Origin of the sequence: Actinomyces sp. 432 (genome assembly GCF_009930875.1) — a bacterium.
Lineage (GTDB): Bacteria > Actinomycetota > Actinomycetes > Actinomycetales > Actinomycetaceae > Actinomyces.
In genome coordinates this window covers 2,982,847-3,008,652 of the sequence record NZ_CP025249.1, presented here as the reverse complement: position 1 = coordinate 3,008,652, position 25,806 = coordinate 2,982,847, and the positions used below count along the sequence as shown (strand labels likewise).

Annotated in this window: 25 protein-coding genes; 8 read left to right on the top strand and 17 right to left on the bottom strand. The window is 69.5% G+C overall.

Features of this window, described 5'->3' with window-relative positions; all coding sequences use genetic code 11:
- Positions 1-144: 144 nt before the first annotated feature.
- The 11 genes from feoB to CWT12_RS12710 form a co-directional block, all read right to left on the bottom strand.
- Positions 145-2,325 (bottom strand): ferrous iron transporter B, encoded by a 2,181-nt coding sequence (gene feoB, locus CWT12_RS12755; protein ID WP_161925113.1) that lies wholly within the window; start codon positions 2,323-2,325, stop codon positions 145-147.
- The gene (locus tag CWT12_RS12750) at positions 2,322-2,672 is read right to left on the bottom strand and encodes a FeoA family protein (protein WP_161925112.1); all 351 of its coding nucleotides are present in this window, start codon (positions 2,670-2,672) and stop codon (positions 2,322-2,324) included. The genes feoB and CWT12_RS12750 overlap by 4 nt, the downstream gene beginning before the upstream one ends.
- Before the next feature lie 165 nt (positions 2,673-2,837).
- Complete coding sequence (locus CWT12_RS12745; protein WP_161925111.1) at positions 2,838-3,329, bottom strand: NUDIX hydrolase; 492 nt, start codon at positions 3,327-3,329, stop codon at positions 2,838-2,840.
- 6 nt (positions 3,330-3,335) lie between these two features.
- The gene (locus CWT12_RS12740; protein ID WP_272927754.1) at positions 3,336-4,100 is read right to left on the bottom strand and encodes a type 1 glutamine amidotransferase; all 765 of its coding nucleotides are present in this window, start codon (positions 4,098-4,100) and stop codon (positions 3,336-3,338) included.
- Positions 4,097-5,569: a Mur ligase family protein gene (locus CWT12_RS12735; RefSeq protein ID WP_161925110.1), complete on the bottom strand. Its 1,473-nt coding sequence runs from the start codon at positions 5,567-5,569 to the stop codon at positions 4,097-4,099. The genes CWT12_RS12740 and CWT12_RS12735 overlap by 4 nt, the downstream gene beginning before the upstream one ends.
- A gap of 202 nt (positions 5,570-5,771) precedes the next feature.
- A complete protein-coding gene (locus CWT12_RS12730) occupies positions 5,772-7,454 on the bottom strand; it encodes a bifunctional phosphatase PAP2/diacylglycerol kinase family protein (RefSeq protein WP_237564204.1) in 1,683 nt (560 codons plus the stop codon).
- 283 nt (positions 7,455-7,737) lie between these two features.
- On the bottom strand, positions 7,738-8,745 hold the full coding sequence (locus CWT12_RS12725) for an MFS transporter (RefSeq protein WP_237564203.1): 1,008 nt from the start codon (positions 8,743-8,745) through the stop codon (positions 7,738-7,740).
- Positions 8,709-9,050: a hypothetical protein gene (locus tag CWT12_RS14195; RefSeq protein WP_237564202.1), complete on the bottom strand. Its 342-nt coding sequence runs from the start codon at positions 9,048-9,050 to the stop codon at positions 8,709-8,711. Before CWT12_RS14195 ends, CWT12_RS12725 begins: the two co-directional genes overlap by 37 nt.
- A 218-nt stretch (positions 9,051-9,268) precedes the next feature.
- Positions 9,269-9,589 carry a type II toxin-antitoxin system PemK/MazF family toxin gene (locus CWT12_RS12720; RefSeq protein WP_161925108.1) on the bottom strand — a complete coding sequence of 107 codons (321 nt, stop codon included), beginning with the start codon at positions 9,587-9,589 and terminating at the stop codon, positions 9,269-9,271.
- A gap of 17 nt (positions 9,590-9,606) precedes the next feature.
- A complete protein-coding gene (locus tag CWT12_RS12715) occupies positions 9,607-9,840 on the bottom strand; it encodes a YlcI/YnfO family protein (protein ID WP_161925107.1) in 234 nt (77 codons plus the stop codon).
- Positions 9,837-10,265 (bottom strand): hypothetical protein, encoded by a 429-nt coding sequence (locus CWT12_RS12710; protein WP_202616218.1) that lies wholly within the window; start codon positions 10,263-10,265, stop codon positions 9,837-9,839. The genes CWT12_RS12715 and CWT12_RS12710 overlap by 4 nt, the downstream gene beginning before the upstream one ends.
- 29 nt (positions 10,266-10,294) lie before the next feature.
- On the opposite strand from CWT12_RS12710, the gene CWT12_RS12705 reads away from it, so the two are divergent.
- The 8 genes from CWT12_RS12705 to CWT12_RS12670 all read left to right on the top strand — a co-directional run bounded on the left by CWT12_RS12705 (position 10,295) and on the right by CWT12_RS12670 (position 18,877).
- Positions 10,295-11,497, top strand: coding sequence for an alpha/beta fold hydrolase (locus CWT12_RS12705; RefSeq protein WP_161925106.1), 1,203 nt, complete (start codon positions 10,295-10,297; stop codon positions 11,495-11,497).
- Positions 11,498-11,573: 76 nt separating this feature from the next.
- The gene (locus CWT12_RS12700; protein WP_161925105.1) at positions 11,574-12,500 is read left to right on the top strand and encodes an aldo/keto reductase; all 927 of its coding nucleotides are present in this window, start codon (positions 11,574-11,576) and stop codon (positions 12,498-12,500) included.
- Between the two features lie 876 nt (positions 12,501-13,376).
- Entirely contained in the window at positions 13,377-15,236 is a 1,860-nt protein-coding gene (dnaK, locus tag CWT12_RS12695) for a molecular chaperone DnaK (RefSeq protein ID WP_161925104.1), read from the top strand.
- A gap of 116 nt (positions 15,237-15,352) precedes the next feature.
- Positions 15,353-15,928, top strand: coding sequence for a nucleotide exchange factor GrpE (gene grpE, locus CWT12_RS12690; RefSeq protein ID WP_257504903.1), 576 nt, complete (start codon positions 15,353-15,355; stop codon positions 15,926-15,928).
- A 56-nt stretch (positions 15,929-15,984) separates the two neighbouring features.
- A complete protein-coding gene (locus CWT12_RS12685) occupies positions 15,985-17,016 on the top strand; it encodes a DnaJ C-terminal domain-containing protein (protein WP_161925103.1) in 1,032 nt (343 codons plus the stop codon).
- On the top strand, positions 17,013-17,516 hold the full coding sequence (locus CWT12_RS12680) for a heat shock protein transcriptional repressor HspR (RefSeq protein WP_161925102.1): 504 nt from the start codon (positions 17,013-17,015) through the stop codon (positions 17,514-17,516). Before CWT12_RS12685 ends, CWT12_RS12680 begins: the two co-directional genes overlap by 4 nt.
- Positions 17,517-17,645: 129 nt before the next feature.
- On the top strand, positions 17,646-18,140 hold the full coding sequence (locus CWT12_RS12675; RefSeq protein WP_161925101.1) for a hypothetical protein: 495 nt from the start codon (positions 17,646-17,648) through the stop codon (positions 18,138-18,140).
- Positions 18,141-18,166: 26 nt separating this feature from the next.
- On the top strand, positions 18,167-18,877 hold the full coding sequence (locus CWT12_RS12670) for a hypothetical protein (RefSeq protein WP_161925100.1): 711 nt from the start codon (positions 18,167-18,169) through the stop codon (positions 18,875-18,877).
- Positions 18,878-19,550: 673 nt separating this feature from the next.
- On the opposite strand, the gene CWT12_RS12665 is transcribed toward CWT12_RS12670, so the two are convergent.
- The 6 genes from CWT12_RS12665 to CWT12_RS12645 form a co-directional block, all read right to left on the bottom strand.
- Positions 19,551-21,920, bottom strand: a complete 2,370-nt coding sequence (locus CWT12_RS12665; protein WP_202616217.1) for a prolyl oligopeptidase family serine peptidase — start codon at positions 21,918-21,920, stop codon at positions 19,551-19,553.
- Between the two features lie 48 nt (positions 21,921-21,968).
- Positions 21,969-22,151 (bottom strand): antitoxin, encoded by a 183-nt coding sequence (locus CWT12_RS12660; RefSeq protein WP_161925099.1) that lies wholly within the window; start codon positions 22,149-22,151, stop codon positions 21,969-21,971.
- Between the two features lie 68 nt (positions 22,152-22,219).
- A complete protein-coding gene (locus CWT12_RS13535) occupies positions 22,220-22,924 on the bottom strand; it encodes a hypothetical protein (RefSeq protein WP_202616216.1) in 705 nt (234 codons plus the stop codon).
- A gap of 155 nt (positions 22,925-23,079) precedes the next feature.
- Complete coding sequence (locus CWT12_RS12655; protein ID WP_161925098.1) at positions 23,080-23,787, bottom strand: hypothetical protein; 708 nt, start codon at positions 23,785-23,787, stop codon at positions 23,080-23,082.
- Positions 23,788-23,906: 119 nt separating this feature from the next.
- Positions 23,907-24,653 (bottom strand): hypothetical protein, encoded by a 747-nt coding sequence (locus tag CWT12_RS12650; protein ID WP_161925097.1) that lies wholly within the window; start codon positions 24,651-24,653, stop codon positions 23,907-23,909.
- Positions 24,654-24,695: 42 nt separating this feature from the next.
- Entirely contained in the window at positions 24,696-25,403 is a 708-nt protein-coding gene (locus tag CWT12_RS12645; RefSeq protein ID WP_161925096.1) for a hypothetical protein, read from the bottom strand.
- Positions 25,404-25,806 lie beyond the last annotated feature (403 nt).

Here is a 25,806-nt window from a genome sequence, read left to right as displayed (position 1 = left end):
GGCGGGGCCGGAGGCGCCGGGTCCGGGGTCACCACGGGATGCGTGGGGACAACGCCCATAGCGGCTCCTCTCGGTGGGACGACGTCATATGTGCCGGTTTCGGCGTGTCACAAGTGCCGGTCTCGGTGGTGGAGGGGGAGGCGGTCAGGTCAGGGCGGCCACCGCGGCGTGGGCGGCGGCCCCGGCCACCCAGGCCAGCACGAACAGGTAGCCGTAGGCGATCGCCGACCACTTCCAGGTGCCGGTCTCGCGGCGGATCGCCCCGGCGGTGGCCATGCACTGCATGGCGAAGACGAAGAAGGCCAGCAGCGCCGCGACCGTCGCCGGGTTGAACAGGGGCTCGCCGGCGTGGGCGACCAGCGTGTCCTCGGTGTAGGTCATGGCCGCGAGCTGCGCGCCCGGATCCTCCGGGTCCCCGGCGGCGGCGATCTGCCCGAGGGTGGCCACCGCCGTCTCCCGGGCCACCAGGGAGGACATGACCGCCACATTGATCCGCCAGTCGAAGCCCAGCGGCTCGAACACCGGCTGGATTGCCTTGCCGATGGAAGCGGCTAGCGAGGAGTCCATGGTGTAGCTGGTGCGCTGGGCGTCCAGCAGCGCCTGCAGCTCCTCGGGGTCGGTTACGACCGCGCCGTCGTCGTCCAGCACCGTGGAGGAGGAGGGGTTGGCCACGGCGGCGGCGATGGCCGCGCACTCGGCGCTGGCTTCACAGTGGGCGGTGAACTCCGCCTCCGAGCGGGCGGGCACGTTCAGCCCCACCCACACCAGGATGGTGGCCGCCAGGATGATGGTGCCCGCCTTCTTCAGGAAGCCCTTGCAGGCGTCCCACACCATCAGGGCCACCGTGCGGGCGCGCGGCAGCCGGTAGGGCGGCATCTCCATGTAGAAGGGCAACAGCACGCCGCCGCGGTCGGTCAGGCGCTTGACCACCCGTGCGGCCAGCATGGCGGCCACCGCCCCGGCCAGGTACAGGCCGAACATGATCGTGCCCGCCGCCCCGAAGGGGCCGACGCGCTGCTCGGGACCGACCAGCAGGGAGATCATGATGATGTAGACGGGCAGGCGCGCCGAGCAGGTCATCAGCGGCGCCGCCAGCATGGTGGCCAGGCGGTCCTTGGCGCTGGGCAGCGTGCGCGTGGCCATGATGCCGGGGATGGCGCAGGCCAGCGAAGACAGCAGAGCCACGAAGGCGCGCCCCTCCAGCCCCGCCCGGCTCATCACCCGGTCCATGAGGAAGGCGGCGCGCGACATGTAGCCCACGCCCTCCATCAAGGCGATCAGCAGGAACATGATGGCGATCTGCGGCAGGAACACCAGCACCCCACCGACGCCGCCGATCACGCCGTCGGCCAGCAGCCCCGCCAGCAGCGGTGCGGGGCCGTCCAGCCAGGTGTGGACGGCGTCGCCCAGGGCCCCGAAGCCGGTCTCAATGGCGTCCTGGAAGGGGGTGGCCCAGGTGAAGATCGCCTGGAAGAAGGTGAACATGACCGCGAAGAACACCAGCGTGCCCCACAGCGGGTGCAGCAGTACGCGGTCGACGGCGGCGGTGCGCGAGTCGGGCACGGGGGCGGTGTAGTCGGCGGCGGCGAGGATCGATTCCACCCAGGAGGTGCGCTCCGGACCGCTGGTCGGAGGCGCGATGGGCGCGCGCGACCAGTCGCGCCAGGAGGCGAGTGTGCGGCGCAGCTGCGGGATGCCGGTGGCCCGGTTGCCGATGACCCGCACCGCGGGCACGCCGAGCGCCGCGCCCAGGGCCTCGACGTCGAGCCTGCCGCCGCGGCGGGTCAGCTCGTCGGTCATGGTGACTGCGATGGCGGTGGGCAGGCCCAGGGCCAGGGCCTGGGCGACGAAGCCCAGGGAGCGGGACAGGGTGGTGGCGTCTACGACCACCAGCAGCGCATCGGGCTGGGCGACGCCGTCGCAGTGGCCGGTCAGGACGTCGTACACGACCCGCTCGTCGGGGCTGATGGGCTCCAGCGAGTAGGCGCCCGGCAGGTCCTCCAGGGCAAGGGTGAGCGGGTCGGCGCCGGTCTCGGCGGTGGAGAGCTCCAGGGCGCCCAGTGAGCGGGAGACCGTAACGCCCGGATAGTTGCCGGTCTTGGCGCGCAGGCCGGTGAGCGTGTTGTAGATGGAGGTCTTGCCCGCGTTGGGGGCGCCCGCCAGGGCAATGCGGGCGGCGGCGTTGGCCGGGGCGGAGGACGCGGAACCGTGGGCGGTGCAGCCGTCGTGGCAGGAGGGCTCGTGGCAGGCGGGCATTTCTGCGGGGGCGCCGACGGCGATCGTCGTCCTGCCCGCGGCGGTGCCGGTCTGGACGGTGGTGCTCATACTGCGGCCTCCGGTACGGCGGCCACCGGCGGGGCCGAGTCAGGTGAGGCGGATGCTGCCCGGGCGGGTGCCACAACCGCAACGGATACCAGGGCGGCGTCCTGGTGGCGCAGGCTGATCTCATAGTCCGCCACGTGGTAGACGGTCGGATCGCCCAGCGGTGCGCGGCGGCCCACCTCGATCATGCGTCCGGGCTCGAAGCCGAGGTCGGCCAGGCGCCGGGACAGTGCTTCCCCGCGATCGGCGGATACGGCGGTGATGCGGGCGCGCGTGCCGCGAGGCAGGGTGGCCAGGGGGACGGCGGCGGGCCGAGATGATGTTGTGCTGGCCGTGGTAGGTGCGGCCATGTCTGACTCCTTGGTCCTGGTGACGCTCACGGTGCGGGTCAGTTAGGTGTCGAGCAGGCACTGGCGCCCACCCGCCGGGATAAAGATAGGCTGCGGTAAGCATCAGCGGAAATTAATGTGGGCAGCGCCATATCTGATGCTCCGGTGGGTGCGCCGCAGCGCCCGTCACTGAAAGCGTGCACCCGCGGACGGGTCGGCCAGCCACGCCAGGGCGGCGTCGATCCGCCCCGGGGTGGAGGCGACCAGCGGGGTCGGCAGCGCGTCCGGCGCGAACCAGCCCACCGCCGTCGACTCCTCGTCGGCCACATGCGCCCCGGCCACCGCCGCGGCATCCGCCCGGGCGACGAAGGTGACGTCCATGAACACGCAGCGGTCGCCGTTGGCAAACACATGCGGCTCCCCGGTGGCCACCCCGGCCACCCCGACGATATCGGGGTCGACGCCGGTCTCCTCCAGGCACTCGCGCCGGGCCGCGGCAGCGGGCTGCTCGCCGGGCTCGGGGATGCCGGAGACCACCGCCCAGGCGCCGTTGTCGGAGCGCCGCCCCAGCAGCAGCCGCCCATCCGGGGCCACCACCACCACGCTGACGCCGGGCAGCCACAGCTGCTCGTGCCCGATCTTCTTGCGCAGCTCGATAATGAACTCAGGTGTGGCCACGGCACGTCACCTCGGCCGGGCGGCGGCGACGTTGCTGGCGCGGCGGGCGTCGGCGTCGTCGATGGGCAGCGGATCCCAGGTGCCACCGCGCAGTTCCACCGCGCGCTGCAGCAGCCAGTCGGCCACCGCGGGGTTCTTCGGCAGGAGCGGACCGTGCAGGTAGGTTCCGATCACGTGCTTGAACCGGGCGCCCTCCGCGCCGTCCTTGCCGTTGTTGCCGGCGCCGGAGCGTACCGTGCCCAGGGGTTCGGCGCGGGGGCCGAGCGTGGTCAGCCCGGAGTGGTTCTCATAGCCGACCACCCGGCCGAATTCGGGGGAGTCCAGCACGATGTTGCCGATCAGCCGCCCCGGCCCGGCCACCGTCTGCGCATCCAGCAGCCCGATCCCGGGGATTTCGGAGCCCTCACCGGTGACGAAGCGATGCCCGAACAGCTGGTACAGGCCGCAGATGACCAGCATGGGTACGCCGTCGTCCGCCCATTGACGCAGGCGCGGGCCGATCTGGACCAGGTCCTCCTTGATGCGCTCCTGCCCGGAGTCCTGGCCGCCGCCGCCCAGCACCAGGTCCACCTCCTGCGGCAGCTCGTCACCGGGGTTGTATGCGAAGCGCTCGACGTCGTAGCCGTGCCACTGACCGCGGCGGGCCAGGGTGAGCAGGTTCCCCCAGTCGCCGTAGATGTTCATATCCCGCGGGTACAGCTGCAGCACGCGGATGCGGCCGCGGGCGGGGCCGTCGCCGCCATGGTGGTAGGTGGTGGGGGCGGTGCTCACTTCATGACCTCCTCGACTTCGGTCAGCTGCCCGAGGCGGGCGCGCAGCGCCAGCATGGCGGTGTAGCTGGTGTACACGCGCATGGGGCGGTCCTCCGCGGCGGCCCGCTCACGCAGGGCATCCAGGGCGGCCGCCAGATCCGGTTCGACGACGCCTGCGGGTACCTCGTCGTAGCGCAGCCGCAGCGCCATGTCCCATGCACGCACGCCCGTGACGACGGCGACGCCCGCCCGCTTGAGGGAGGTGAAGTCCACGTCCCACAGCCAGGACATGTCACGGCCGTCGGCGTACTCGTCGTTGATGGCGATCATGATCAGCTCGTCGGCGGACGTGGGGGAGGACGGGCTGCCGGGGCCGGCGTCCACGGTATCCGTCCGACTGGTGGCGTCGGCCCGGGCGGTGGGTGCGGAGAGCAGGCTCATGCGGAAGCCGGCCGGGTTCTTCACCAGCGAGAGCTGCACCGGGCGACCGTCCAGGGTGATGACCTCGCCGCGGCCGAAGGCGGGGCGGATCTCGGACAGGGTCGTCAGCAGGCGGGGCAGGTCGGCCCGGTCCCCGAGCACCTCGAGCACCAGGGCGAGGGCGGCGCAGGCGTTGAGGACGTTGTGGATGCCCGGGATGGCGAAGGCGACCCGGTGCGCGGTGCCGTCAACCTCGATGGTGGCCTCGTTGCCCGCCAGCGCCAGCAGGCGCACGCGCGGGGCCGGGCAGGGGGAGCCGGGGGCATCCTGGTCAGCAGCGGGCTCGGCTGCGTCGTCGGCGAGCGTCCCGGGCGCGGAGGCGGACTCGGGCACGCCGCCGTCGTCGGGTTCGCCGTCGGCGGGGGCGGCAGCCTGCTCGGTGCGCAGGTCGTCGTCGGACAGGAACACCGAGCGCAGGGCGGGGCCGACCCCGAAGGCGGCGGTGCGGGCGGACACGCCCTCCAGGAAGCGCTCGCTGTTCAGGCGCGGGTCGTCGGCGTTGACCACCACCACGTCACGGGTGGCAAGGGCGGCCTTGCGCAGCAGGGAGGCCGTGTAGTCGATCTCGCCGAAGCGGTCCAGCTGGTCGCGCATGACGTTGAGCACGAGGGCGGCCCGCGGCTTAACGGCGCGGACGAAGTGGACGGCGTGGGCCTCGTCGAGCTCCAGGACGGCGACGTCGGCGTCCAGGTGGCCGGCGGCGTCGACCTCGGTGAGCAGGGCTGCCAGCACGCCGCGCACGAAGTTGGAGCCGGTGCGGTTGGTGAAGACCTTCAGGCCCTGGTCGCGCAGCAGCTGCACCACCATCTTGGTGGTGGTGGTCTTGCCGTTCGTGCCGGAGACCAGCACCACCCCGTGTGGCAGCCGGTCCAGGGTGCGGGCGAGGAAGCCGGGGTCGGTGCGCTCCATGACCAGGCCGGGGAAGGCGGTGCCGCCGGAACCGCCTCCGCGTAGACGGGCCAGGGTGCGGGCCGTACGGCCCAGTGCGACGGTGAGTCGTGAACGCATGGGGCTCCTGCCTGTGGTCGACGGCGGATCGCCCCAGTCTAGATGAGTGCCTCTGCCTTGGCGGTATGGGGTGGTGGTGGGCGCGTATGGGATTGCGGCTTCGCAAAACATGACCTTGGGGTGCAGTCCACGACCTTGGGGTACGTTGCACGACCGTCCTGGGGTCGTGGAGTGTACCCGGGGGTCGTGAAACGCGGAGGCGTTACTTGTGCCGGTCTCGGTGCGTTACTTGTGCCGGTCTCGGCGAGGGGCGAGTGGGGTCGGGCGGGACGACGACGTGTAGGGCACCGGGCTCGACCTCGGCCACCAGTCTCCGGGTGCGGCCCACGGGGTCACCGTCGAGCTCGAAGGGAACCGGCTCGGGCGTGGTCAGGGTCAGGCGGCGGGCCTGGTGGTGGCTGACGCCGTCCACGTCCTGGCCGATCAGTAGGCCCGCGCCGACCTTGGCCCAGTCGGTGATCCGGTTGGGGCCGGTGAGCAGCAGGTCCACGCGGCCGTCGTCGGGGACGGCCTGCGGGAAGATCGTCATGCCGCCGGTGATCGTGCCGACGTTGCCCAACAGCGCCATGACCACCCGGTGCTCGGCAGGCGTGCCGGGGGCGTCCGCGTGCCCGGGGGCGTCGTCGAGCGCCACGTCGACGGCGAAGGGGTGCGGTACGGCGTTCTGCACGGCGGCCACCACGTAGGCGCCGGAGCGGATCACCCTCTTCAGGTCGTCGCTGGTGTCCGCCATGATGCGGGCGTCCAGGCCGAGGCCGGCCATGACCACGAAGCGCTCGGTGCCGCCGTCCCAGGTGCAGCGCACGACGTCTATGGCGCGAGCGGTGCCGGACAGGGCCAGGCGCAGTGCGGCGTCGGTGTCGAGCGGTACCTGCAGGTTGCGGGCCAGCAGGTTGCCGGTGCCGGTGGGTAGCAGCGCCATGGGGACCCCGCTGCCCGCGAGTTCGCTGGATACGGCGCGCACGGTGCCGTCTCCGCCCGCGGCCAGCACCAGGTCGACGCCGGCGGCCAGGGCGCGGCGGGTCTGCTCGTGGCCGGCGTCGTCGGGGGCGGTCTCCAGCCAGAGGGTGGGCTGCCAGCCGGCGGCCAGCACCTCGGACTCCACGCGCCGACGCAGTAGGGACAGGTCATCGAACTTGGTGGGGTTGTAGACGATGGCGGCGCGCTTGTCCACGGTGGCGGACGGCAGGCCGATATGCGCCCATGACGCCAGGATCTCCTCGGTACCGCCCACGCTCAGGGCGAGGTTGGCGACGGTGGCGCCAAGCAGCACCCCGCCGATCAGGTCGGAGATGGATTGCAGGCCCATGGCCCACTGGCTTGCGCAGGTGACGGCGACGGCGAGAATCCCCGCCACCCGCCACAGGCGGATTTGTGAGGTGGGGCGCCGTCGGGCCCGGGTGAGGGTGACCAGGACCCAGGCGGCTACGGTCATGGCGACGGCGTGCCCGGCCGGGTAGGCGAAGCCGCGGTAGGACAGGGAGTCGGCGAAGGCGGAGGAGGGGCGGGCGTGGTCGATCCAGGTGGCGATGCCGACTTGCAGCGGCAGGCCGAGCAGGGAGGTGACCAGGGCGGTGGCCAGGCGCCGCATGCGCTGCTGGTAGGCGACGACGGCGGCCACGGCGATGGCCGTGTAGATCAGCAGCGGGTGGGTGAGCAGGGAGACCGCCTCGAGCACCTGCCCCCGGCCCGAGCGCGGCGGCAGCACGGGCACCGTCAGGGCGGCGTCGAGGCGGTCGGTGCAACCGGCGCGAACCAGGACCGTCCAGGTGACGAAGACCAGCCCGCCCAGGATCCAGGCGCCGTAACCGAGTTCCCAACGGCGGCGTAGGCGGCGGGTGACGCCTGAGAGCCGGTTAATCAAGGTGCCGGGAGGGGCGGACAAGGGGCTCCTAAGGGTGCGGTGACTCGTGGGCGGTGCTGCGACGGCGGCGGTGTGGCGGTAACCGTGGGGCTGTCGCTGCGTGGCCATCCGTGTGCCGGCGGCCGCGCGGCGTCCGCTGCCGTCATAGCGCCGCCAAGCTACCAGCGCCGCCTGCGGCCGCGCTGTGAGTGTCCACTCCTGCCGGGGAACAGAGGCGCCCGGTGACGCCCCGGCTGCTGAGCCGAGGGCGCCACCGGGCGCAGTGTCTGCCGTCCGCGGCGGGGCGGCAGCCGTGGATGATGCCCTACTTCACCTTCTTGATGAAGATGGCCAGCACGCCGCCGACGATCGCGCAGATGCCGGCGAAGTAGCACAGGGCCGGGTAGTTCATCTTCTCCGGCGAGCCGATGCCCAGGAAGAACGGTGCCATGTACGGGGCGAGCGACTGCGGCAGGGCATTGGCGATGTTGAACACGCCCAGGTCCTTGCCGGCGTTGTCCGGGTTGGGCAGGACGTCCACCACCAGGGCGAGGTCAACGGAGATGTAGACGCCGTAGGCCAGGCCCATGACGGCCTCCACCATGTAGAAGCCGGACACCGTGGTGGTGTGTGCCAGCATTAAAGTGCCGAGGCCAAACAGCGCGGAGGCGGCGAAGACGAAGGCCTTGCGGCGGTGGAGTCGGTCTGACAACTGTCCGCCCACGAAGCTCGCGGCCATGAGAGTGATCGTGTAAATGAGCACCGAAGTGGCCTGGACGCTCAGTCCTTCATCCCTCGTGAGGCCGACCCGGTTGACCAGGTACATGAGGCGGTAGGTGGTGAAGGAGAAGGAGCACAGGGTGATCAGGAAGCGCCCGGCCCAGGCTAAGGCGTAGTCGGGGTGCGCAATGGGGTTCACCCAGAAGGTTTTGATTAGACCGATCAGGTCGAGCCGGGGTGGCTTGATGGTCAGCTGCTTGTCCGGTAGGACGAAGGCGAACCAGGTCATGACCAGGATCGCCGGGATGGCTGGGGCGATGTACAGCACCGCGAGGTTGTCCTTCAGCCCGTTAGACAGATAGGTGGCGATCAAGATGGCTAGGTTCTGAGCGATGGAGATCATCGAGCTGATACGGGCGCGCTGGAACTCAGGCACCTGGTCAGACAGCACGGCGACGAAGGGCGCCAGGGCGGCGTTGGCGCCGATCTGGGCGATGAGCCAGCCGACGGCGACCGCCGGTACGGTGTTGGTCAGTCCCATGATTGCGAGGCCAACTGTCATGCCGAGCATGCCGATCACCAGCCAGGGGCGGCGCCTGCCCCAGCGCCACATGGTGCGGTCGGATACCTGCCCGAAGATGACGTTGGCGAAGACCGCGCCCAGTGCCCCAGACCGGCAATCCGGGAGACTGCAGTGGCTTGTGCAGCCGTGTCGTGCGGGAACATGAGCATGGCCTTGTTCTGGATCGACACGATCGCGGGACCCATGAGGGCGATGAAGAAGAAGAGCTGGGCGGCCAGGTAGGAGACGATGAACAGCGGCCCAACCTCCTTGGTGGGCGGCGCGAAGAAGGCGTCGATCTCCTCCTGGGTGGCGCGCCTGCCGGAGGGCGCGGCTGCGGTTGATGGATTCGTCATAGGGATCTCCTCGTCGAGATGGTAGGGGAAGTGATCTGCGCTATATTGGGCAGCTTAACTCCGCCGGTCCGCCGACGTCACGCAATCGTTTGTCAGACTTTTGTGCCGCGATGTCGCCGGGAGCTTCCCGGTTGCGTCGGTCGAATCGGTCCGGCTGTGACAGGTCGCTATCAACGCTCGCCCTCCTGGCTGGGGAGGAGTGACAACGGCGTCGCGAATCACCGCTCGGCGGGCACCGGCAGCTCCAGGTCGAAGGCGAGCACCATCGCGCGGGCGAGCATGTGCTCCTGTTCCTCGGTGAGATAGTCGACGACGCGGCCGAGCGACGCCGTCGGAATGGTCAGTACGTTGTCCAGTGAGATGGCGCCGGGGTGGTCGAGCCCCTGGGCGGGACCCACGGGTACCTCGCTGGACAGGCCTTTGATCGTGGAGGTGATCGGCGCGACCGTCACCTTGGTCATGGCCGTGAGTGCCGCCGCCCGCGTGAGTACGACGACGGGGCGGGTCTTGTCGAGCCGCGCCAGTCGGATCTGCCTCATGATTCCGTGCCCGTGAATCAGTCGCCGAATTCGGTGTTGCTGGCCGTCCAGGCGACCAGTTCATCCAGATCGTCGGCAGCGCCCTTCCCGCGGAGTAATTCGGCGTCGCGAAGCGCGGCCCAGCGGCGTATCTCCCGTTGCAGGGCCTTGGTGACCAGCGCCGCCCGGCTCGTCTCCTCTCCCGCGGAGACGGCGTCATTGAGGAAGGCGACGACGTCGTCGGGCAGGCGTACCGTGATCTGCGTGCTCACGGCATCAGCATACCAAGATGAATCCCAAATCGGGATGCATGTGCCGCCCGGGTTGCCGTTCCCCGCGGCTGGAACCGCACGGCCGATGCGTGCACGGGTTCAGGCGCCGGTGAGGCAGGCTCAACGGCCTCGCGGATTACCGCGCTCGCCGTGGTGTCAGGTGCCTTGACGTATTCGGAGAGGGCCGCGTCGGTGGCGGGGCTGAAGCGCACATGCCGTGCCGGGGATCGGCCGGCGCCGGTCGCGTGCGCCTCACCCGGGTTGGGACGTCCTCGGAAGATCGCATCGAACTCGTCATCGCTGACGCGGCCCGGGTTGGCCCGATGGGTGGTGCGCATCGGCTTCACGCGGCCAGCGGCGATGTCCTCGTCGTAGGTGTCGTAGTAGGCGTCGTCGTCGCGCTGGTTGGTCTCGGTCCGGCCCATGCAGGCGTCCTGCCGAGTAATGTGCGGGCATGGCATCAATGGAGCGGCGTTCGCGGACGATCTTCGCCCGGCAAGGGGCCTCGGTACGGCGGCGGCTCGCGGGCGGGCGCGAGTTCGAACTCGCCTACCTGCGCAGTGGACCGCCCTCGCCCCGTCCGACGCTGATCATCCCCGGCGGCCCCGGCCTGGCGTCAATCAGCCCGTATGCGGGACTGCGGGCCGGGGCGGCACGGCGCGGCATGGACCTGCTCATGGTCGAGCACCGCGGCGTGGGCATGTCACGGCGTGACACCACCGGTGCCGACCTGCTGGTCTCCGACGTCACCGGCGTGGCCGCCGCCGACGACCTCGCGGCCGTACTCGACGCCGAGGGCGTGGAGAGCGTCACGGTCCTCGGGTCGAGTTACGGCACCTACCTGGCCCAGCTGCTCGCCGTGCGGCACCCCGAGCGGGTCGAGGCGCTCGTGCTCGACTCGCCCATACTCGATCCGGAGGACGACCTGAAGGCGGCCCGCGGCTACCGGCGTCGTCTCCTGTGGGACGGCGACGACGCCGCAACCCACGCCGTTGCCGCGCAGATTCGGACGCTGGCCGAGGACCGGCCGGCCGACCAGCTCGCGCACGTGGTCCAGGTCGTATATGAGTTCGCGGGCCCGCAGACGCTGCACACGCTGGCCGATGCCTGGCGCGAGGGGCGTATGGGATGGTTGTGGAAAGCGCTGGCTGCGGCCGGCCGCGGCGAAGTCGAGGGTGAGGGGATTGCATTCCTGATGGAGCCCGACCTCGTCTCCGGCATCGCCTACGGGGAACTAGGCTACGGACTCCCCGTAGACGGTGGACCGCTGGACCCGCAGCTGTTCTTCGTGGAGGCCGCCTCCCGGATGCCCGCCTTCCGCGGGACGCCCGTAGACCTGCGGCAGGCGGCGCCCGACTATGACTTCCCGATCGTCGTCGTCTCCGGGGATCGCGATCTGCGTACTCCGCGCCCCGTCGCGCAGCGGATCGCTCAGCTGGCGCCCGACGCAGTCCTGGCGCCGGTTGCGGACCTGGGGCACAGCGCTCTGGATACCCATCCGCTGCTGGCGCTGGCCATTGCCCACGCCGCGGGCGGCGGCCATGCGCATCGCATCCCCGAGCGGATGGCCGGGCTTGCACGCCTGCCGCGCCAGGGGGCGTCAAGTGCCCTGGGCCCGGTGCTGAAAGCGGCTGGTGCACTCGCGGCGATTCCCTGACGCGGCGTCTTGACCTGGACCGCGGTCCAGCTCCTTTAATGACGTCATGGCTGCTTCTTCATCAACATCATTCCGCATGGGCGAACTGGAAGTGCCCTCCATGGCTCTGGGCACCATGTATTTCGGGACCCGGGTGCCCGTCGAGCGTGCTCGTGCCTGCCTGGACGAGGCCTTTGAACTCGGGGCGCGGCTGTGGGACACCGCCAACAACTACGCCTTCTGGGTCGGGGGAGTGGGGGACGAGTCGGAGAACGTGATTGGGGACTGGCTCGCGGCGCACGGCTCCGCGGCGCGCGAGCAGATCGTCATCGCTACCAAGGTGGGCGCCCGGCCGCGCACCCCCGGAGCCGGACTGGAGGATGCGTGGGGTCTGTCTCGGCGGGCGGTGCGCGAGCAGGTCCACGAATGTCTGCGGCGTCTGCGGGTGGAGGCAATCGACATCCTCTACAGCCACGTCGACGACTCCTCGGTCCCGCTTGAGGAGACGCTCGGGGTGATGGGCGAACTCGTCGACGAGGGCCTGGTGCGGACGGTCGCGGCCTCGAACCTCACCGCGGCGCGCCTGGCCGAGGCGGCCGCGACTCCTGCCGGCCACCCCTACCGGGCGCTCCAGCAACGCTTCACCTACATCGAACCTGTGAATAGGCAGTTCGGGCTCCAGGTCCTCCTGGACGACGACGTCTCCCGCCTGTGTCAGGAGCACGGGATCACTCGACTGGGGTACTCCCCGCTTCTGTCCGGCGCCTACACCCGTTCTGACCGCGCCTATCCCGAGGGCTACGTGCCGGGGGACCGGGCCTTGGAGGCGCTGCACGAGGTGGCGCGGCGGCACGGACTGGACGTCGGGCAGGCCGTGCTCGCCTGGATGGTCTCGCGCGCACAGTCCGTCATCCCGGTAGTCGGGGTGTCCCGACCCGAGCAGGTGGCCAGTGCCTGGCACGCCGTCGGCACCCGGTTGACGGCCGAGGAGACGGCCCGACTCGACGACGCGCGCCGTCAGTAACGGCCTGAGCATCTCCCAGGTCGCCGAGACCTTGGGGCTCGCGCCGGGCGCGTGTCGCTTGAGCTGCCGGGAGTGTTCTACGGGTGGGGTTTGGCGCGCAGGCCAGCGCGGGGCCTGACGGTTCGTACCTTTGCTCCGATGATTCGTACTTTCTTGCGACGGTTCGGCACTTAGAGGTACGTACCGTCGCAGGAAAGTACGAATCGTTGACCGGGAGGTACGTACCGTCGTGTGAAGGTACGAATCGTCAGCCGGAGGGTGCGGCCGGTTGGAACAACGATGCGGATGGTGCCCTCGCGGCGATGGTCGAAGACGTCGGGACTGGTGTACGCGTGCCCGGGGACCGTGTGGCCCAGGTTGCGCGTCTGGTCGGGAGGGGGCGTGCCCGTCCAGAAGGCCCCGCACTGTCACAAATGGAGACAAACGTGCCCGCCGCCCCCCGGCCCGGCTCAGCAGCCGTTGGAATCATGCGGCTGCGAGTACGGGACGAGCCGACGCATTCGGCCTTTGTCATCGTTTCGGACAGCGTTCGCCAATGCGCCAGCCGTCCGTCCGAGGCGCCGAGCAGTTTCTACCGACCTGGGCACGTAACGTCCACCGACCTCGGCGAAAGGGGGCGGGCGCTGGGGCGCCTCCGAGCCGCGTCTGGGCGGCCTCTGAGCTGCGTTCGGGTGGAAGTCGGGCGGCATATGGGCCGCATTCAGGTGCCCGGAGTAACCCGAGTCACGGAGGGCGGGTCTGGAATAGAACCGCCCCCACAAGGTTGAGTGCATCAGACTCAAGGCTGGGGCGCGTGGAGTTGACAAGACCACGCTCAACCGCAATCCTGAGTGCATACCGCTCAACTTCAACACTACAAGACACCAAGGAGCACCCATGGCACGTGCCGTCGGTATCGACCTCGGAACCACCAACTCCGCCATCGCCGTCCTCGAGGGCGGGGAGCCCACCATCATCCCGAACGCGGAGGGCGGGCGCACTACGCCGTCCGTGGTCGCCTTCTCCAAGTCCGGCGAGGTGCTGGTCGGCGAGGTCGCCAAGCGCCAGGCGGTCACCAACGTCGAGCGCACCATCTCCTCCGTCAAGCGCCACATGGGCACCGACTGGACCGTCGACATTGACGGCAAGAAGTACACCGCGCAGGAGATCAGCGCCCGCATCCTGGCCAAGCTGAAGGCCGACGCCGAGGCCTACCTGGGTGAGAGCGTCACCAACGCCGTCATCACCGTCCCCGCCTACTTCAACGACGCCGAGCGCCAGGCCACCAAGGAGGCCGGCACCATCGCGGGCCTGACTGTGGACCGCATCGTCAACGAGCCCACTGCGGCGGCTCTCGCCTACGGCCTGGACAAGGGCAAGGAGGACGAGCTGATCCTGGTCTTCGACCTGGGCGGCGGCACCTTCGACGTCTCCCTGCTGGAGGTCGGCAAGGACGAGGACGGCTTCTCCACCATCCAGGTGCGTGCCACCAACGGCGACAACCGCCTGGGCGGCGACGACTGGGACGCCCGCGTCGTCAACTGGCTGGTGAAGCAGGTCAAGGACAAGTCCGGTGTGGACCTGTCCAAGGACAAGATCGCCATGCAGCGCCTCAAGGACGCCGCCGAGCAGGCCAAGAAGGAACTCTCCAGCGCGATGAGCACCGACATCAACCTGCAATACCTGTCCATGAGCGAGGCCGGCCCCATCCACCTCGACGAGCGCCTGACCCGCGCCCAGTTCGAGGAGATGACCGCGGACCTGATCGAGCGCACCAAGGTGCCCTTCCACAACGTCATCAAGGACGCCGGCGTCTCCCTGTCCGAGATCGACCACGTGGTCCTGGTCGGCGGCTCCACCCGCATGCCCGCCGTCACCGACGTCGTGCGCGAGCTGACCGGCGGCAAGGAGCCCAACAAGGGCGTCAACCCCGATGAGGTCGTCGCCATCGGCGCCTCCCTGCAGGCCGGCGTCATCCAGGGCGACCGCAAGGACGTGCTGCTGATCGACGTCACCCCCCTCAGCCTCGGCATCGAGACCAAGGGCGGCGTGATGACCAAGCTGATCGAGCGCAACACGGCCATCCCGACCCAGCGCTCCGAGGTCTTCTCCACCGCCGAGGACAACCAGCCGTCGGTGCTGATCCAGGTCTACCAGGGCGAGCGCGAGTTCGCCCGCGACAACAAGCCGCTGGGCACCTTCGAGCTGACCGGCATCGCCCCGGCCCCCCGCGGCATCCCGCAGATCGAGGTCTCCTTCGACATCGACGCCAACGGCATCGTGCACGTGTCCGCCAAGGACCGCGGCACCGGCAAGGAGCAGTCGATGACCATCTCCGGCGGCTCCGCCCTGCCCAAGGAGGACATTGACCGCATGGTCAAGGAGGCCGAGGCCCACGCCGAGGAGGACAAGAAGCGCCGCGAGGAGGCCGAGACCCGCAACATGGCGGAGCAGCAGGCCTACTCCATCGACAAGCTCCTGAAGGAGAACAAGGACAAGCTGCCGCAGGACGTCAGCTCCGAGGTCACCGCCGCCGTCGACGAGCTGAAGAAGGCCCTGGAGGGCGCCGACATCGAGCCGGTCAAGGCCGCCCAGGAGAAGCTGAACGAGGTCTCCCAGAAGATCGGCCAGGCCCTGTACGCCTCCGAGCAGGCCGCCCAGGCCGCCGGCGCCGACTCCTCCGCCCAGGCGCAGTCCTCCACCGAGGACGACGACGTGGTGGACGCCGAGATCGTCGACGACGAGGATGCCAAGTGAGCACCGAGCCGGACAAGCGCCCCGACGACGACGGCCCCGCCTCCTCAGCATCCGGTCCGGGCCGGGACTCCGGCCCGGACGGTGCGGCCGGGGGTGTCAGTGGAATTGACCCCGCGCTGGCCGACGCGGTCGAGTCCGCCTTCGACGGCGTCGACCTGGGTGACTCGGCCCAGGACGGCGCCGCCCCGGCGGGGGACGGGGGCGGCGCGGGTCAGGCCGGAGCCGACGGGCAGGCCTCTGAGCTGGAGCAGGCCCGCTCCCAGGCCGCCCAGGCGGCCGACGAGCTGGCCCGCGCCCGTGCCGACCTGTACAACCTGCAGCAGGAGTACCAGGGCTTCGTGCGCCGCTCGCGCGAGAGCGCAGCCGGGCACCGTGAGGCGGGGCAGGCGAGCGTCGTCGAGACCCTGATCCCGGTCCTGGACGAGATCGAGCTGGCCCGCCAGCACGGCGACCTGACCGGCACCTTCGGCACCATCGCCGGCAAGCTGGAGCAGATCCTGGCCGATAAGTTCGGACTGGAGCGCTTCGGCGAGGTCGGGGAGGTCTTCGACCCCAAGCTGCACGAGGCCCTCATGGCCACCGAGTCCGCCGAGGTCAGCGAGCCGAGCATCGCACTGGTGCTCCAGCCCGGATACAAGCTCGGTGAGCGCGTGGTGCGGGCGGCCCGTGTGCAGGTCGCCAACCCGGCCTGAGGCGGCGCCCATAACGGATAACAGGAGAAGCAGGAACAGAAAGGAGGCGGTGAGCCATGGCCAGTCAGGACTGGATGACCAAGGACTTCTATGCGGTCCTCGGCGTCGCCAAGGACGCCGACTCCGCCGCCATTAAGAAGGCCTACCGCGCGCTCGCCAAGAAGTACCACCCCGACCGCAACCCCGGGGATGCCGCCGCGGCGGAGAAGTTCAAGGAGATCGGCGAGGCCTATGCCGTGCTGTCGGACCCCAAGGAGCGCCAGCAGTACGACGCCATCCGCTCCATGGCGGGCGGCGGCGCCCGCTTCACTTCCGGGTCCGGCGGCGCAGGCGCGGGCTTCGAGGACATCTTTTCCTCGATGTTCGGCGGTGGCGGCCCGAACGTGCGCTACTCCACCTCCGGGGGCGCCTCCCAGGAGGACCTGGAGGACCTGCTGCGCATGTTCGGAGGCGCTGCCGGCGGCGCGGGCGCAGGTGGGCGCCGCGCGCGTGGCCCCTTCGGCTTCGGCGGGTTCTCCTCCCAGCCGCAGCCGGTCAAGGGGCCGGACGTGCTCACCAACGCCACGCTCTCCCTGTGCGACGCCGTCTCCGGCACGCTGGCCGAGCTGACCGCCGACGGGCGCACCATTACCGTGCGCATCCCCGCCGGCGTGCACGACGGCCAGAAGATCCGCCTGCGCGGCAAGGGGCGGCCGGGTACGAACGGCGGGGAGAACGGCGACATGGTGGTGACCATCTCGGTGGCCAAGCACCCGGTGTACTCCATCGACCCGGTCAACCCCGCCAACCTGCGCATGGACCTGCCCGTCACCCTCAAGGAGGCGGCCCTCGGCGCGACCGTTGAGGTGCCCCTCCTGGACGGCAAGACCAGCCGCGTGCGCATCAAGCCCGGTACCTCCTCCGGCACCGTGCTGCGCCTGCGCGGCAAGGGTGTCGCCACCTCCAAGAAGACCGGTGACCTGCTGGTCACGGTGCAGGTGGCCGTGCCCAAGAAGCTGTCCAAGGAGGCCAAGGCCGCCCTGGAGGCCTTCGACGCGGCCATGGAGGCGGATCCGCGCGCAGGCCTCGCCCAGGAGGCAGCGCGGTGAGCGCGCGCCGCCTGACGGGACAGGGCGTCGACTTCCTCGCCGAGGATGCCGACGAGCGGGCCGTCTACGTCATCTCCGTGGCGGCGGAGCTGGCAGGCATGCACCCCCAGACCCTCAGGCAGTACGACCGCCTGGGCCTGGTCACCCCCGCCCGCGCCTCCGGGCGGGGGCGGCGCTACTCGCACCGCGACGTTCAGCGGCTGCGGCGCGTGCAGGCGCTGAGCCAGGAGGGCATCAATCTGGAGGGCATACGCCGGATCCTCGATTTGGAGCGGCGCGTGGAGCGGCTGGAGGCCGAGAACCGCTCTCTGCGCGCCCGCCAGGCAGCCGTCGAGCGGGTCTTCGCTGCGGCCGCCGACGGCGAGGTGCAGGTCGTCCCGGTCCAGCCGGGGCGCCGCGCCCGCAGCCGCCCGGATACGCGGGCATCCGCGACCGCCTCGGCAGCGGGGGCCTCCTCCGCGCGTCCGGGTACGGCGATTGTGGTGCGTCGCTCCTGGTGATCCGGGCGCCATCAGGCCGCCCGAAGGAGACCGTTATCGCAGGTGAGACGCCCCTCAACTCGTGATCCTGGCGGTTGCGGGCGGTAGGCTGACATTGCTACTGCATCAGATAGTGAAGGATTACGCGTTATGACCCAGCCCCCCAACCCAGGACAGCCTTACATCCCGCCGTCGGCAGGCTCCGCCCCGGGCAGCTACAATCCGCAGCAGTATCCCCAGCAGGCGCAGCAGCCGGCTCAGTACCAGCCGGCGCAGGCCGCGCAGCCCGGCCAGTTCCAGCAGGCTCCCTACAACGGCGCCCCCTACGCGCAGGCCCCGACGGCGTCCTCGGAGTCCTTCATGAGCAACCTGTTCGACGGTGCTCGCGACTTCGCCTCCAAGTACGGCAAGACCATCTTCACCGTCGGATTCGTCCTGTATGTGGTGGCGTGGGTCTTCGGCGCATTCGACGACACCTACTACCACTCCAACTACGACGGCAGCACCTACTTCAACTTCGGTGACTTCCTGCTGAAACTCCTCGTCGACGTCCCGCGGGTCGCGGTGAACATTCTCATTCTGCGCCTGTTCATTGAGATCGCGGCGAAGATCGGTGGCTCCAAGGCCGACTCCACGGACGCCTGACGGCGTAGCCGCACCAGGGAGCAGCGGTGGCGGCATACGAGACCGAGGACGGCGAACCCCGCTACGGCAAGCGCCTGAGCCCGGAGGAGCTCGCCGCCTACCTGCGTGAGCAGGGCATTGAGCCCCCGGCCGACGCGGAACCGGTGCGGCCAGCGGGCACCAGTGCGGCAGGCTCGCCGGGCGCTGTGAACAGCACTTGGCGGCGCTCCCACGGCGCGCCCGGCGGCGTTCAGCATGCGGCCCGCTCATCCGGGACCGAGGGCGGGCCGGAGCGCCCGCGCCCGCACCGGTGGCGCGTCTTCGGCGTCGGCCTGGTGCTGATGCTGGTGGTGGCTCCGCTGCTACTGGCTGTCGGTGTTATGGCGGTCGTGGATGGTTCCCTCAGCCGGGGAGCGCCCCTGGGTGAGGACGGGCGGGTCTATCTGTCGGCCGGCACGACGGCGGGCCTGTACGGCACTTCTGCGACCGCTACTTCCGGTTGCAGCGTCAGCGATCCCGATGGTGCCGCGGTGGGGCTGGACACCCCCGAGCCAGGGGTGCCCTATGCCACCTTCAAGGCCGACGCTGGCGGCGTGTACCGCGTCTCCTGCCCCGCGGGCACTACGGGACTGGTGGTCGGTCCGACCATGAACCTCGATCGTGTCCCGGTCTCCGCCCTTCTGGTCCTAGGTGCCGGCGCTGCGGGTGTGGCGGGACTGGTGGTGACCGTGGTTGGCGCTGTCCGTGCCCGCCGCTGAGACGTTCACGTCGTCCTCCTGACTAGCGAGCGTCTTGTGGGTGCTCATGCGGGTGGGGCGGGGGCCTGGCCGCCTGGCGGCCGCTGGTGCCTGCTCCCATGCGCGGCGGCCGGACGTGTCCGCGAGCGGCCAGACCGCTCCAGTGTTGTCGGCAGAGCATTGGGATCATGCGCTTTCAGGCCGGACCTCGGGGTTGCCGACGGCCTTTGGGGCGCACTCGTACGCCCTACCCCTTGCGGGTGCGTGGGCGCCCCCCGATGTCGGCAGCGCGGTCGCATTCAACCCGCCCTACCCCCTGCGGATGCCTGGGCGCACACCACCGCCCCATCACGCCCACATGCAGGAAGGGTCCGGTATTCCCGTGCCCGGAAGCGGGGTCATCTGCTGCGCCGCCTCACCGTCTACAACGCCACCTCACCGTTTGCAACGCCACTTCGGGGTTAACAACGCCTGTTAACGGCCTGCTGAAGGGCTCTGAGGTATACAGCAGGCCGTTAAGTAGCGTTGTTAACGTCTAACCGACGTAGCAAGCGCCCCCGCGCGCGCTCGACTCCGCACACTCGACCCCGCACGCAAGCACGCGGGTGAGCCAGCTCATGCTCACGCACGCTAGCGAGCCCGCTCACGCTCGCGGCTGGCTCCCACTGGACTCCTGCGGGCCGCGGGGTGAGCTTCAGGAGCTGGTTGACCTGCTGCGTGTCAGCGCCCGCCAGGCGAACTCGTGCTCCAGGGCGTACATGTATGCCCGCTGGGCGCTGGTAGACGCACGGCCGTGCCCGCCCTCGCTGTTCTCGAAAAAGGTGACGTCCTGCCCCAGCTCCAGCATGCGGTACGCCATGGTGCGCGCATGCGCGGGGTGCACCCTGTCGTCCCGGGTGGAGGTCACCAGCAGCACCGGCGGGTAGGTGCGCCCCGGCTGAAGCAGGTGGAACGGTGAGAACTCGCGGATAAACTCCCACTGCGCCGGGTCATCCGGATTCCCGTACTCCGCCTCCCATGAGGCGCCCGCCAGCAGCCGGTGGTAGCGACGCATGTCCAGCAGGGGCACCTCGCACACCACCGCGCCCACTAGCTGCGGGTAGCGGGTGAGCATGACCCCCACTAGCAGCCCGCCATTGGAACCGCCGTGCACCGCCAGCTGCTCCGGCGTGGTAACGCCCCGCTCCACCAGAGCCTGTGCCACGGCCGCGAAGTCCTCGTAGACCCGGTGCCGGTTCTGCCTCAGTCCCGCCCGGTGCCAGGCCGGCCCATACTCGCCGCCGCCGCGGATGTTCGCCACCACGTAGGTGCCGCCGCGCTCCAGCCAGGCCCGGCCGGTCACCGGCAGGTAGCTGATGCCGAGCGAGACCTCAAAGCCGCCGTAGCCGTACAGGAGCGTCGGGGAGGGCAGCGGCTGACCGGCGTCGTCGAGCCGGGGCCGACCGATCTGGAAGTACGGCACGCGGGTGCCGTCTTCCGAGACCGCCACGTGCTGGCTGACGAGGACGCCGCCGGCGTCGAAGCGCTCGGGTGCGGACCGCAGCACCTCGACGCCGCCCAGTTCGCCGTCCGTGCCCAGTTCCCCGACCGCAAGCGTGGTGGGACGGGTGAAGGAAGAACTGCTCAGCCACAGCCGGTCCCCCTCCAGGGGGTCGACGGCGCTCGCGGACACCTGCAGCAGTGCCCGCCCCGGCCGCAGCAGCGTCGGGTCCGCCGAAGTAGCTGCCGCGTCCGGGCGGGGCTCACGCCCATCCGCGCGGGCGGGTGAGCCCGTGGGTGAGGACGCGGCTGACCCCAGGCTGTCCGGTGCGGCGCGCACAGCGCCATCGGCGAGTGCCCCCAGGCCGGGGCGGCGCCGTGACCAGGGGCCGACCCCGTCTGGTCCTGCCGGAGTGAGCACCTCCAGTGCGGTAACACAATCGTCCAGGAGCTCAAGTACCAAGTGGTGAGCGGTGATGGTGAAGCCCGACAGCGAGGTCGCCGGGGTCGGGGTGAACAGCACCGTCAGTTCCCGGGAGCCGTCCAGGAAGGCGTCGATGGGGGCGGTCAGAAGCGAGCCGGCCGGATAGGTGCAGCCCGCTTCGGCCTGCCAGTCCTCCCGCAACTCGATCAGCAGCAGGTCCCAGGCCGGAGTCACCGCCGCCGAGGCGGGTACATCCACGTGCAAGGCACCCGGTGCCACCGCCGTGTCGACGGCGGTCAGCAGGCGCTCGGCGTCTGCGGCCGGGAAAACCGGGGCGCCGTCGGGCAGCAGCCACAGCTCCTCGGTGTAGAAGTCAGGATGAGTCAGCAGCCAGGTGCGTCCCCAGAAGTCTCGGTACGCCCAGGCGCCGTTGTCCGCCGCAGCCGCGGTGAGCAGCACCTCGCCCTCGCTGGGGTCCTGCCCGCGGCGCAGACGCCGAACCTGCCGCGGGTAGCCGGCCGGCGACAGGGAGCCGACGCCGAAGTCCGTAGCCAGGAGCGCCGCGTCGCCGACCTCATCGGCCCAGGTCAGGAAGCCCTTGGACGCCTCTCGGTGGAAGCCTCCGCCGGTTACCGGGTCCACGGGCACGAAACTGCGTGTGTCCAGGTCGAACTCGCGGGTAACGTCGGCGTCGGAACCGCCGTCGGAAAGCGTCACCAGGGCGCGCCGCCCGGCTAGCGGACCGGTGCGCAGCACAGACGCCCCGTGCCACACCCAGGTGGTTCCCTCAGCCTCGCCGAGCGCATCGAGGTCCAGCAGCACGTCCCAGTCGGTGGAGCCCGCCGCTCCCGCAGCGGGAGCGCCGTCCCGGTAGGACGCCCAGGTGGTGCGCCGCCACAGCCCCCGCGGGTGGGCGGCGTCGGTCCAGAGGTTGTACAGCGCACCAGCCGCCTCACCTACCCGGGGAATCCGGTCGGGGGAGTCCAGGATCGTCTCAAGGTCGCAGCGCAGCTCGGAGAACCCCGGGGCGCCGTCGAAGGCGGCGCGGGTGGCGGCATTACGCTGCGCCACCCATGCGAGCGCCCGCGCCCCCTCGATCTCGTCGAGCCAGTCGGGGACGGGCTCAAGGCTGGACGGAGGGGATGCGGGCGCGGTAGTCACCTGACCGACTCTACGGCCGGCTGGTGCCTGAGGATGCCACTGCGTGCATCAGTCGTTGCCGATGGCCTTGTCGGCGGCGTCGCGAGCGGAGTCGATCTGGGAGTCGAACTTGCCCCCGGTGACCTTCTTGGCGGCATCCGCAGCCGTGTCGAGCACCTTGTCGGAGACCTCCTCGACCTTGTCTGAGCTGACGACGCCCTCGGCCTTCTTCTTCAGGTCATCGAGTGCCATAGTGAGTCCTTTCGTCGACCAACGGGAAGCCGGGCGGCATCCCTTCCGTGCAGTATTGCACGCGCGGTTTAGAGGGAGGCGAGTACGGCCTCGGAGACCTCCTGGGCCTGCTGCGCGGAATCGGAGACGACCACGGTCGTGATGTAGGCGTCATCGCCTTCAGAAACACTGACCGCCGAGAAGTTGTACTGCACGCCGTCATCAGAGGCGTTCATGGTGAACAGGGACGCGTCGGCGCCACTGCCGGAGGTGGTCTGCTCCAGCTCAGAAGTCTCAGCCGCGTTGAGCTCCGCCAGCGACTGCATCTTGTCCTCGGACGGCAGGGGGCCGTCATCGTCGATTCGGCTCAGCACCAGGTAGGGCGCGAAATCGCCCTCGGCGGCGGTGTCGATGCTCAAAAGTGGCCGGTCCTCCAGATCGGCGATCACCTCGTCCTCGGACATGTCCCTCGCCTTGGCGACGCGTGCCACCAGTTCTGTATCAGAGGCATTGGCGGAGGTAAGGGTCTCCCAGTCGGAGGGGACGGCCACCGAGATGCCGTACTCCGGCACCTCGACCAGCGTGAAGCCCTCCGGGACTGCTGCGCCGTCCGGGGCCTGCGCGGCGTCGGCGGAGGACTCGATGGTGACGGACTGACTGGACTCGGTGCTTGCCGGGTCGGCGGAGCCTGAGTCGGAGGAAGAGCAGGCGGCAAGCGACAGGCTCAGGGCGACGGCGGTCAGGCCGGTGGCGGCCAGGGGGACCAGACGGGGGAAGCGGGTGGAACGGGTCATGGGTGGGTCCTTTCCGGTTGGGTGGCTTGGGCGTCAAGCGTGTGGTGGACAGTGGTCGGCAACTACAAGAGCGGGAGTTGTGAGCCAGCGGGCTTGTGAGCGTCAGGAGCGCTATCGGCTGGATGACTGCGGAACAAGTGCCAGCGCAATCCGAGTCAGATGGACTCCAGGACGACGTCGGCCAGCTCCTGGGCGCGGTCGGTGGAAGTCGCCTTGATCAGGACAAAGGTGACTGAATCGGCTGGGCTGGAAGCGGTGGCGCCGCCTGCTGGGGAGGCGGCGGAGGTGGTGGCGCTTGCTATGGCGCCCGTCATGATGGCCATGAAGGCGATGTGGAAGTCCTGCCTGGACCCGCCGAGGACGCCGGAGGCCGTGTACAGGGCGGCGTCGGCTCCGGAGCCGGTGGTCCTCCGCACGTAGTCGCTGGAGTTGACCTGATCGCCTTCGGTGATCTCCGCGAGCTCCTCCTCGGGCGGCAGTCCGCCCTCGAGCTCGTATTGGGAGACCACCAGGTTCTCCGCGAAGCCGACGGCGTCCGCATCCACGCTGATCAGGTGGAAGGTCGCAGCCTGCTCACGCAGTGAGTCCACATCCTGCTTAAGTGCCTCCGCGACGGTGCGCACCAGGTCATCGTCGTCCAGCCCGTCACTGGTCAAGGTGGTCCAGTCGGCTGGCACCGCCAGGGACAGGCCCAGGGTTGGAACCTCGGTGAGGGTGTAGCCCTCGGGCGTGACCGGCTGGGGGGACGACTCGGTGCCCGGGGAGCAGGCCGTAAGGAGCGCGGATGCAGATACCGTCGCGGAAACGGAGACGGCCAGGACCAGGGCGGAGGTGAGGGCACTGCGGCGGGACGTGCGGGGCATGGGGCTCCAATCCAGGTGTGTCAGGGATGACGGGCCTTCGGTGTCTCATCGCGTTGTTGGGGTGGGGTCGTGCAGACCCCACCCCAACGATAACGAACCTGGCACTGAAATGTCACGGATCAGATCGAGTCGAGGATGGCATCGATCAGCTCCTGCGTGTGCTCGGCAGTACTGGCGGAGATGGTGATCACGGCCATGGAATCGCCGTGGTTGGCTGGCACGGCCACATAGGCGCCCTCGGTGCGGCTGGAGTCCTCGCCCGTGATGACGTAGGTCTGCACGGCGGCCTCCTGCCCGCTAGCGGTGCTGGGCGCGGTGTAGTTGACGGGGGTTGCCGTGAGGTCCGATGAGGTGATGTCGTGCTCGAGGCGGGTGTGCATGTCATCCTCGGTGGGGCGCGTGTATTGATCGTTGTAGATCACCACGCTGAGATTCGGGTTGTACCGGGTGTCACCGCTGGTATCCATGCTGAACAGGTCCATGCCCCTTAAGGAGTCGATCACCTGCTCCTCGTCCCAGCCGGTTACATTCGCGATTTCGGCGACGGCATCGGCTTGGGAGGTGTCGGACGCGTCGCCTGCCACGGTGCTCCAGTCCGCGGGAAGAGCTAGTGACAGGTCTGCGTCGGGAACCTCGGTGAGGGTGTAGCCGTCCGGAACGGTGATCTCCGCGGTCGGCTCCGAAGCTGAATCGGTGGCGGTATCCGTTAGTGGCTCGTCGGTCGAGTCGCCGCCGGACTCGGTGGTTACCTGCTGGTCGGGGGACTGGGCGGTGGTCTCTGGCTCGGACTGGCACGCGGATACGGCCAGTGCGGCTGCGGCTACCAGGCCGATGACGCCGAGTGTTTTACGTGGTGTGTGGGACATTTTGATCCTCTGCGTGTGTAGGTGTGAATGTGCTGAGAGGGATTAGATGGAGCCGATGACTGCGTCGCTCAGGTCCGTGACCCGCGTGGACGTGTGGGAGGCGACATTTATGACAACCGACTGGCCACTGTTGTCCAGGACGGCTATATATGCGCCGTGAATCGTCCTTCCCGGGTTGCTGTCCATAGTCATCGTGTAGGTGTACATGGAGGCGTCGTCTCCGCTCCCGGTTGTCACCTCGCTGAAGGCGCCGGGTTCGACGTTGACTCCCGGCTGCGTGCTGGTCACTGCGAGCGCAGCACTCAGGTCGGACTCACCCAGCAGGCTGGTGCCCGGGGTGGTTTGGACGCTGATGTTTTCGCCGGCCGTTGATGTGTTGCCGGCGTCAACGGCGAAAATGGATAACTGGTTGGACAGGGCCTGTACCGTCTCCGTGGTGTAGCCGAGGGCGGAGGCGATGGCCTCTGCCGACTCGGAGTCGGCCAGCTCCGCGCCGGTGGCTACGGTCCATGTGGAGGGAATGGCGATGGAGAGATCGGCGTCGGGAATCTCGGTGAGGGTGTAGCCGTCGGGGACGGTTGCCCCGCTGCGGGCCGAGTCGTCGGCTTCGGCGTCAGGGGCTTTGGCGGCATCGGTGGCGGCGTCGGTGTCGGTGCTGGCCGCAGCGGTGACTTGCTGCACAGGGCTCTGCGCCTCGGCTTCGGCGGAGCGGTCGGATGAGCAGGCGGACAGCGATACAGCCAGGGTCACAGTGGTCGCGGTGGCAGCGACTATGGTCGCGACGCGCGGTATACGTTTCATGGGTGCTCCAGGTTTCGGGAACATTCGAGTATTCGCGCCGCCAGGCTAGGCAGAGGACCAGGAAGCGGGAATGGGGAGGACTCCCCACTTCCGCTTGTGCGCGCTTGGGAATGCGGTGCCCTCTGGTTATGGGGGTGTTAAATGGCTTTTCGCATTTGCGGGTGCGGCGATCGTGCTCGAGGGTCGTTCTCGGGCGGATGAGGTCGTTCTCGCCGTGCTGGGGTCGTTCTCGGGCTGGCGAGGTCGTGTTCGGTCGGGCGCAGGGGGTCGTTTTGGGGCCGATGAGGTCGTATTCGGGCGTGCGAGGTCGTAGTCGACTACCCGACGCTGGCCGAATACGACCTCATTCGCC

What these genes read in the sequence shown, in the direction of transcription:
- feoB (WP_161925113.1), bottom strand. Translation starts at nt 2,325, where the DNA reads ATGAGCACCACCGTCCAGACCGGCACCGCCGCGGGCAGGACGACGATC.
- CWT12_RS12750 (WP_161925112.1), bottom strand. Translation starts at nt 2,672, where the DNA reads ATGGCCGCACCTACCACGGCCAGCACAACATCATCTCGGCCCGCCGCC.
- CWT12_RS12735 (WP_161925110.1), bottom strand. Translation starts at nt 5,569, where the DNA reads ATGCGTTCACGACTCACCGTCGCACTGGGCCGTACGGCCCGCACCCTG.
- CWT12_RS12725 (WP_237564203.1), bottom strand. Translation starts at nt 8,745, where the DNA reads ATGTGGCGCTGGGGCAGGCGCCGCCCCTGGCTGGTGATCGGCATGCTC.
- CWT12_RS14195 (WP_237564202.1), bottom strand. Translation starts at nt 9,050, where the DNA reads ATGACGAATCCATCAACCGCAGCCGCGCCCTCCGGCAGGCGCGCCACC.
- CWT12_RS12720 (WP_161925108.1), bottom strand. Translation starts at nt 9,589, where the DNA reads ATGAGGCAGATCCGACTGGCGCGGCTCGACAAGACCCGCCCCGTCGTC.
- CWT12_RS12710 (WP_202616218.1), bottom strand. Translation starts at nt 10,265, where the DNA reads ATGGGCCGGACCGAGACCAACCAGCGCGACGACGACGCCTACTACGAC.
- CWT12_RS12705 (WP_161925106.1), top strand. Translation starts at nt 10,295, where the DNA reads ATGGCATCAATGGAGCGGCGTTCGCGGACGATCTTCGCCCGGCAAGGG.
- CWT12_RS12700 (WP_161925105.1), top strand. Translation starts at nt 11,574, where the DNA reads ATGGGCGAACTGGAAGTGCCCTCCATGGCTCTGGGCACCATGTATTTC.
- dnaK (WP_161925104.1), top strand. Translation starts at nt 13,377, where the DNA reads ATGGCACGTGCCGTCGGTATCGACCTCGGAACCACCAACTCCGCCATC.
- CWT12_RS12685 (WP_161925103.1), top strand. Translation starts at nt 15,985, where the DNA reads ATGGCCAGTCAGGACTGGATGACCAAGGACTTCTATGCGGTCCTCGGC.
- CWT12_RS12675 (WP_161925101.1), top strand. Translation starts at nt 17,646, where the DNA reads ATGACCCAGCCCCCCAACCCAGGACAGCCTTACATCCCGCCGTCGGCA.
- CWT12_RS12660 (WP_161925099.1), bottom strand. Translation starts at nt 22,151, where the DNA reads ATGGCACTCGATGACCTGAAGAAGAAGGCCGAGGGCGTCGTCAGCTCA.
- CWT12_RS13535 (WP_202616216.1), bottom strand. Translation starts at nt 22,924, where the DNA reads ATGACCCGTTCCACCCGCTTCCCCCGTCTGGTCCCCCTGGCCGCCACC.
- CWT12_RS12655 (WP_161925098.1), bottom strand. Translation starts at nt 23,787, where the DNA reads ATGCCCCGCACGTCCCGCCGCAGTGCCCTCACCTCCGCCCTGGTCCTG.
- CWT12_RS12650 (WP_161925097.1), bottom strand. Translation starts at nt 24,653, where the DNA reads ATGTCCCACACACCACGTAAAACACTCGGCGTCATCGGCCTGGTAGCC.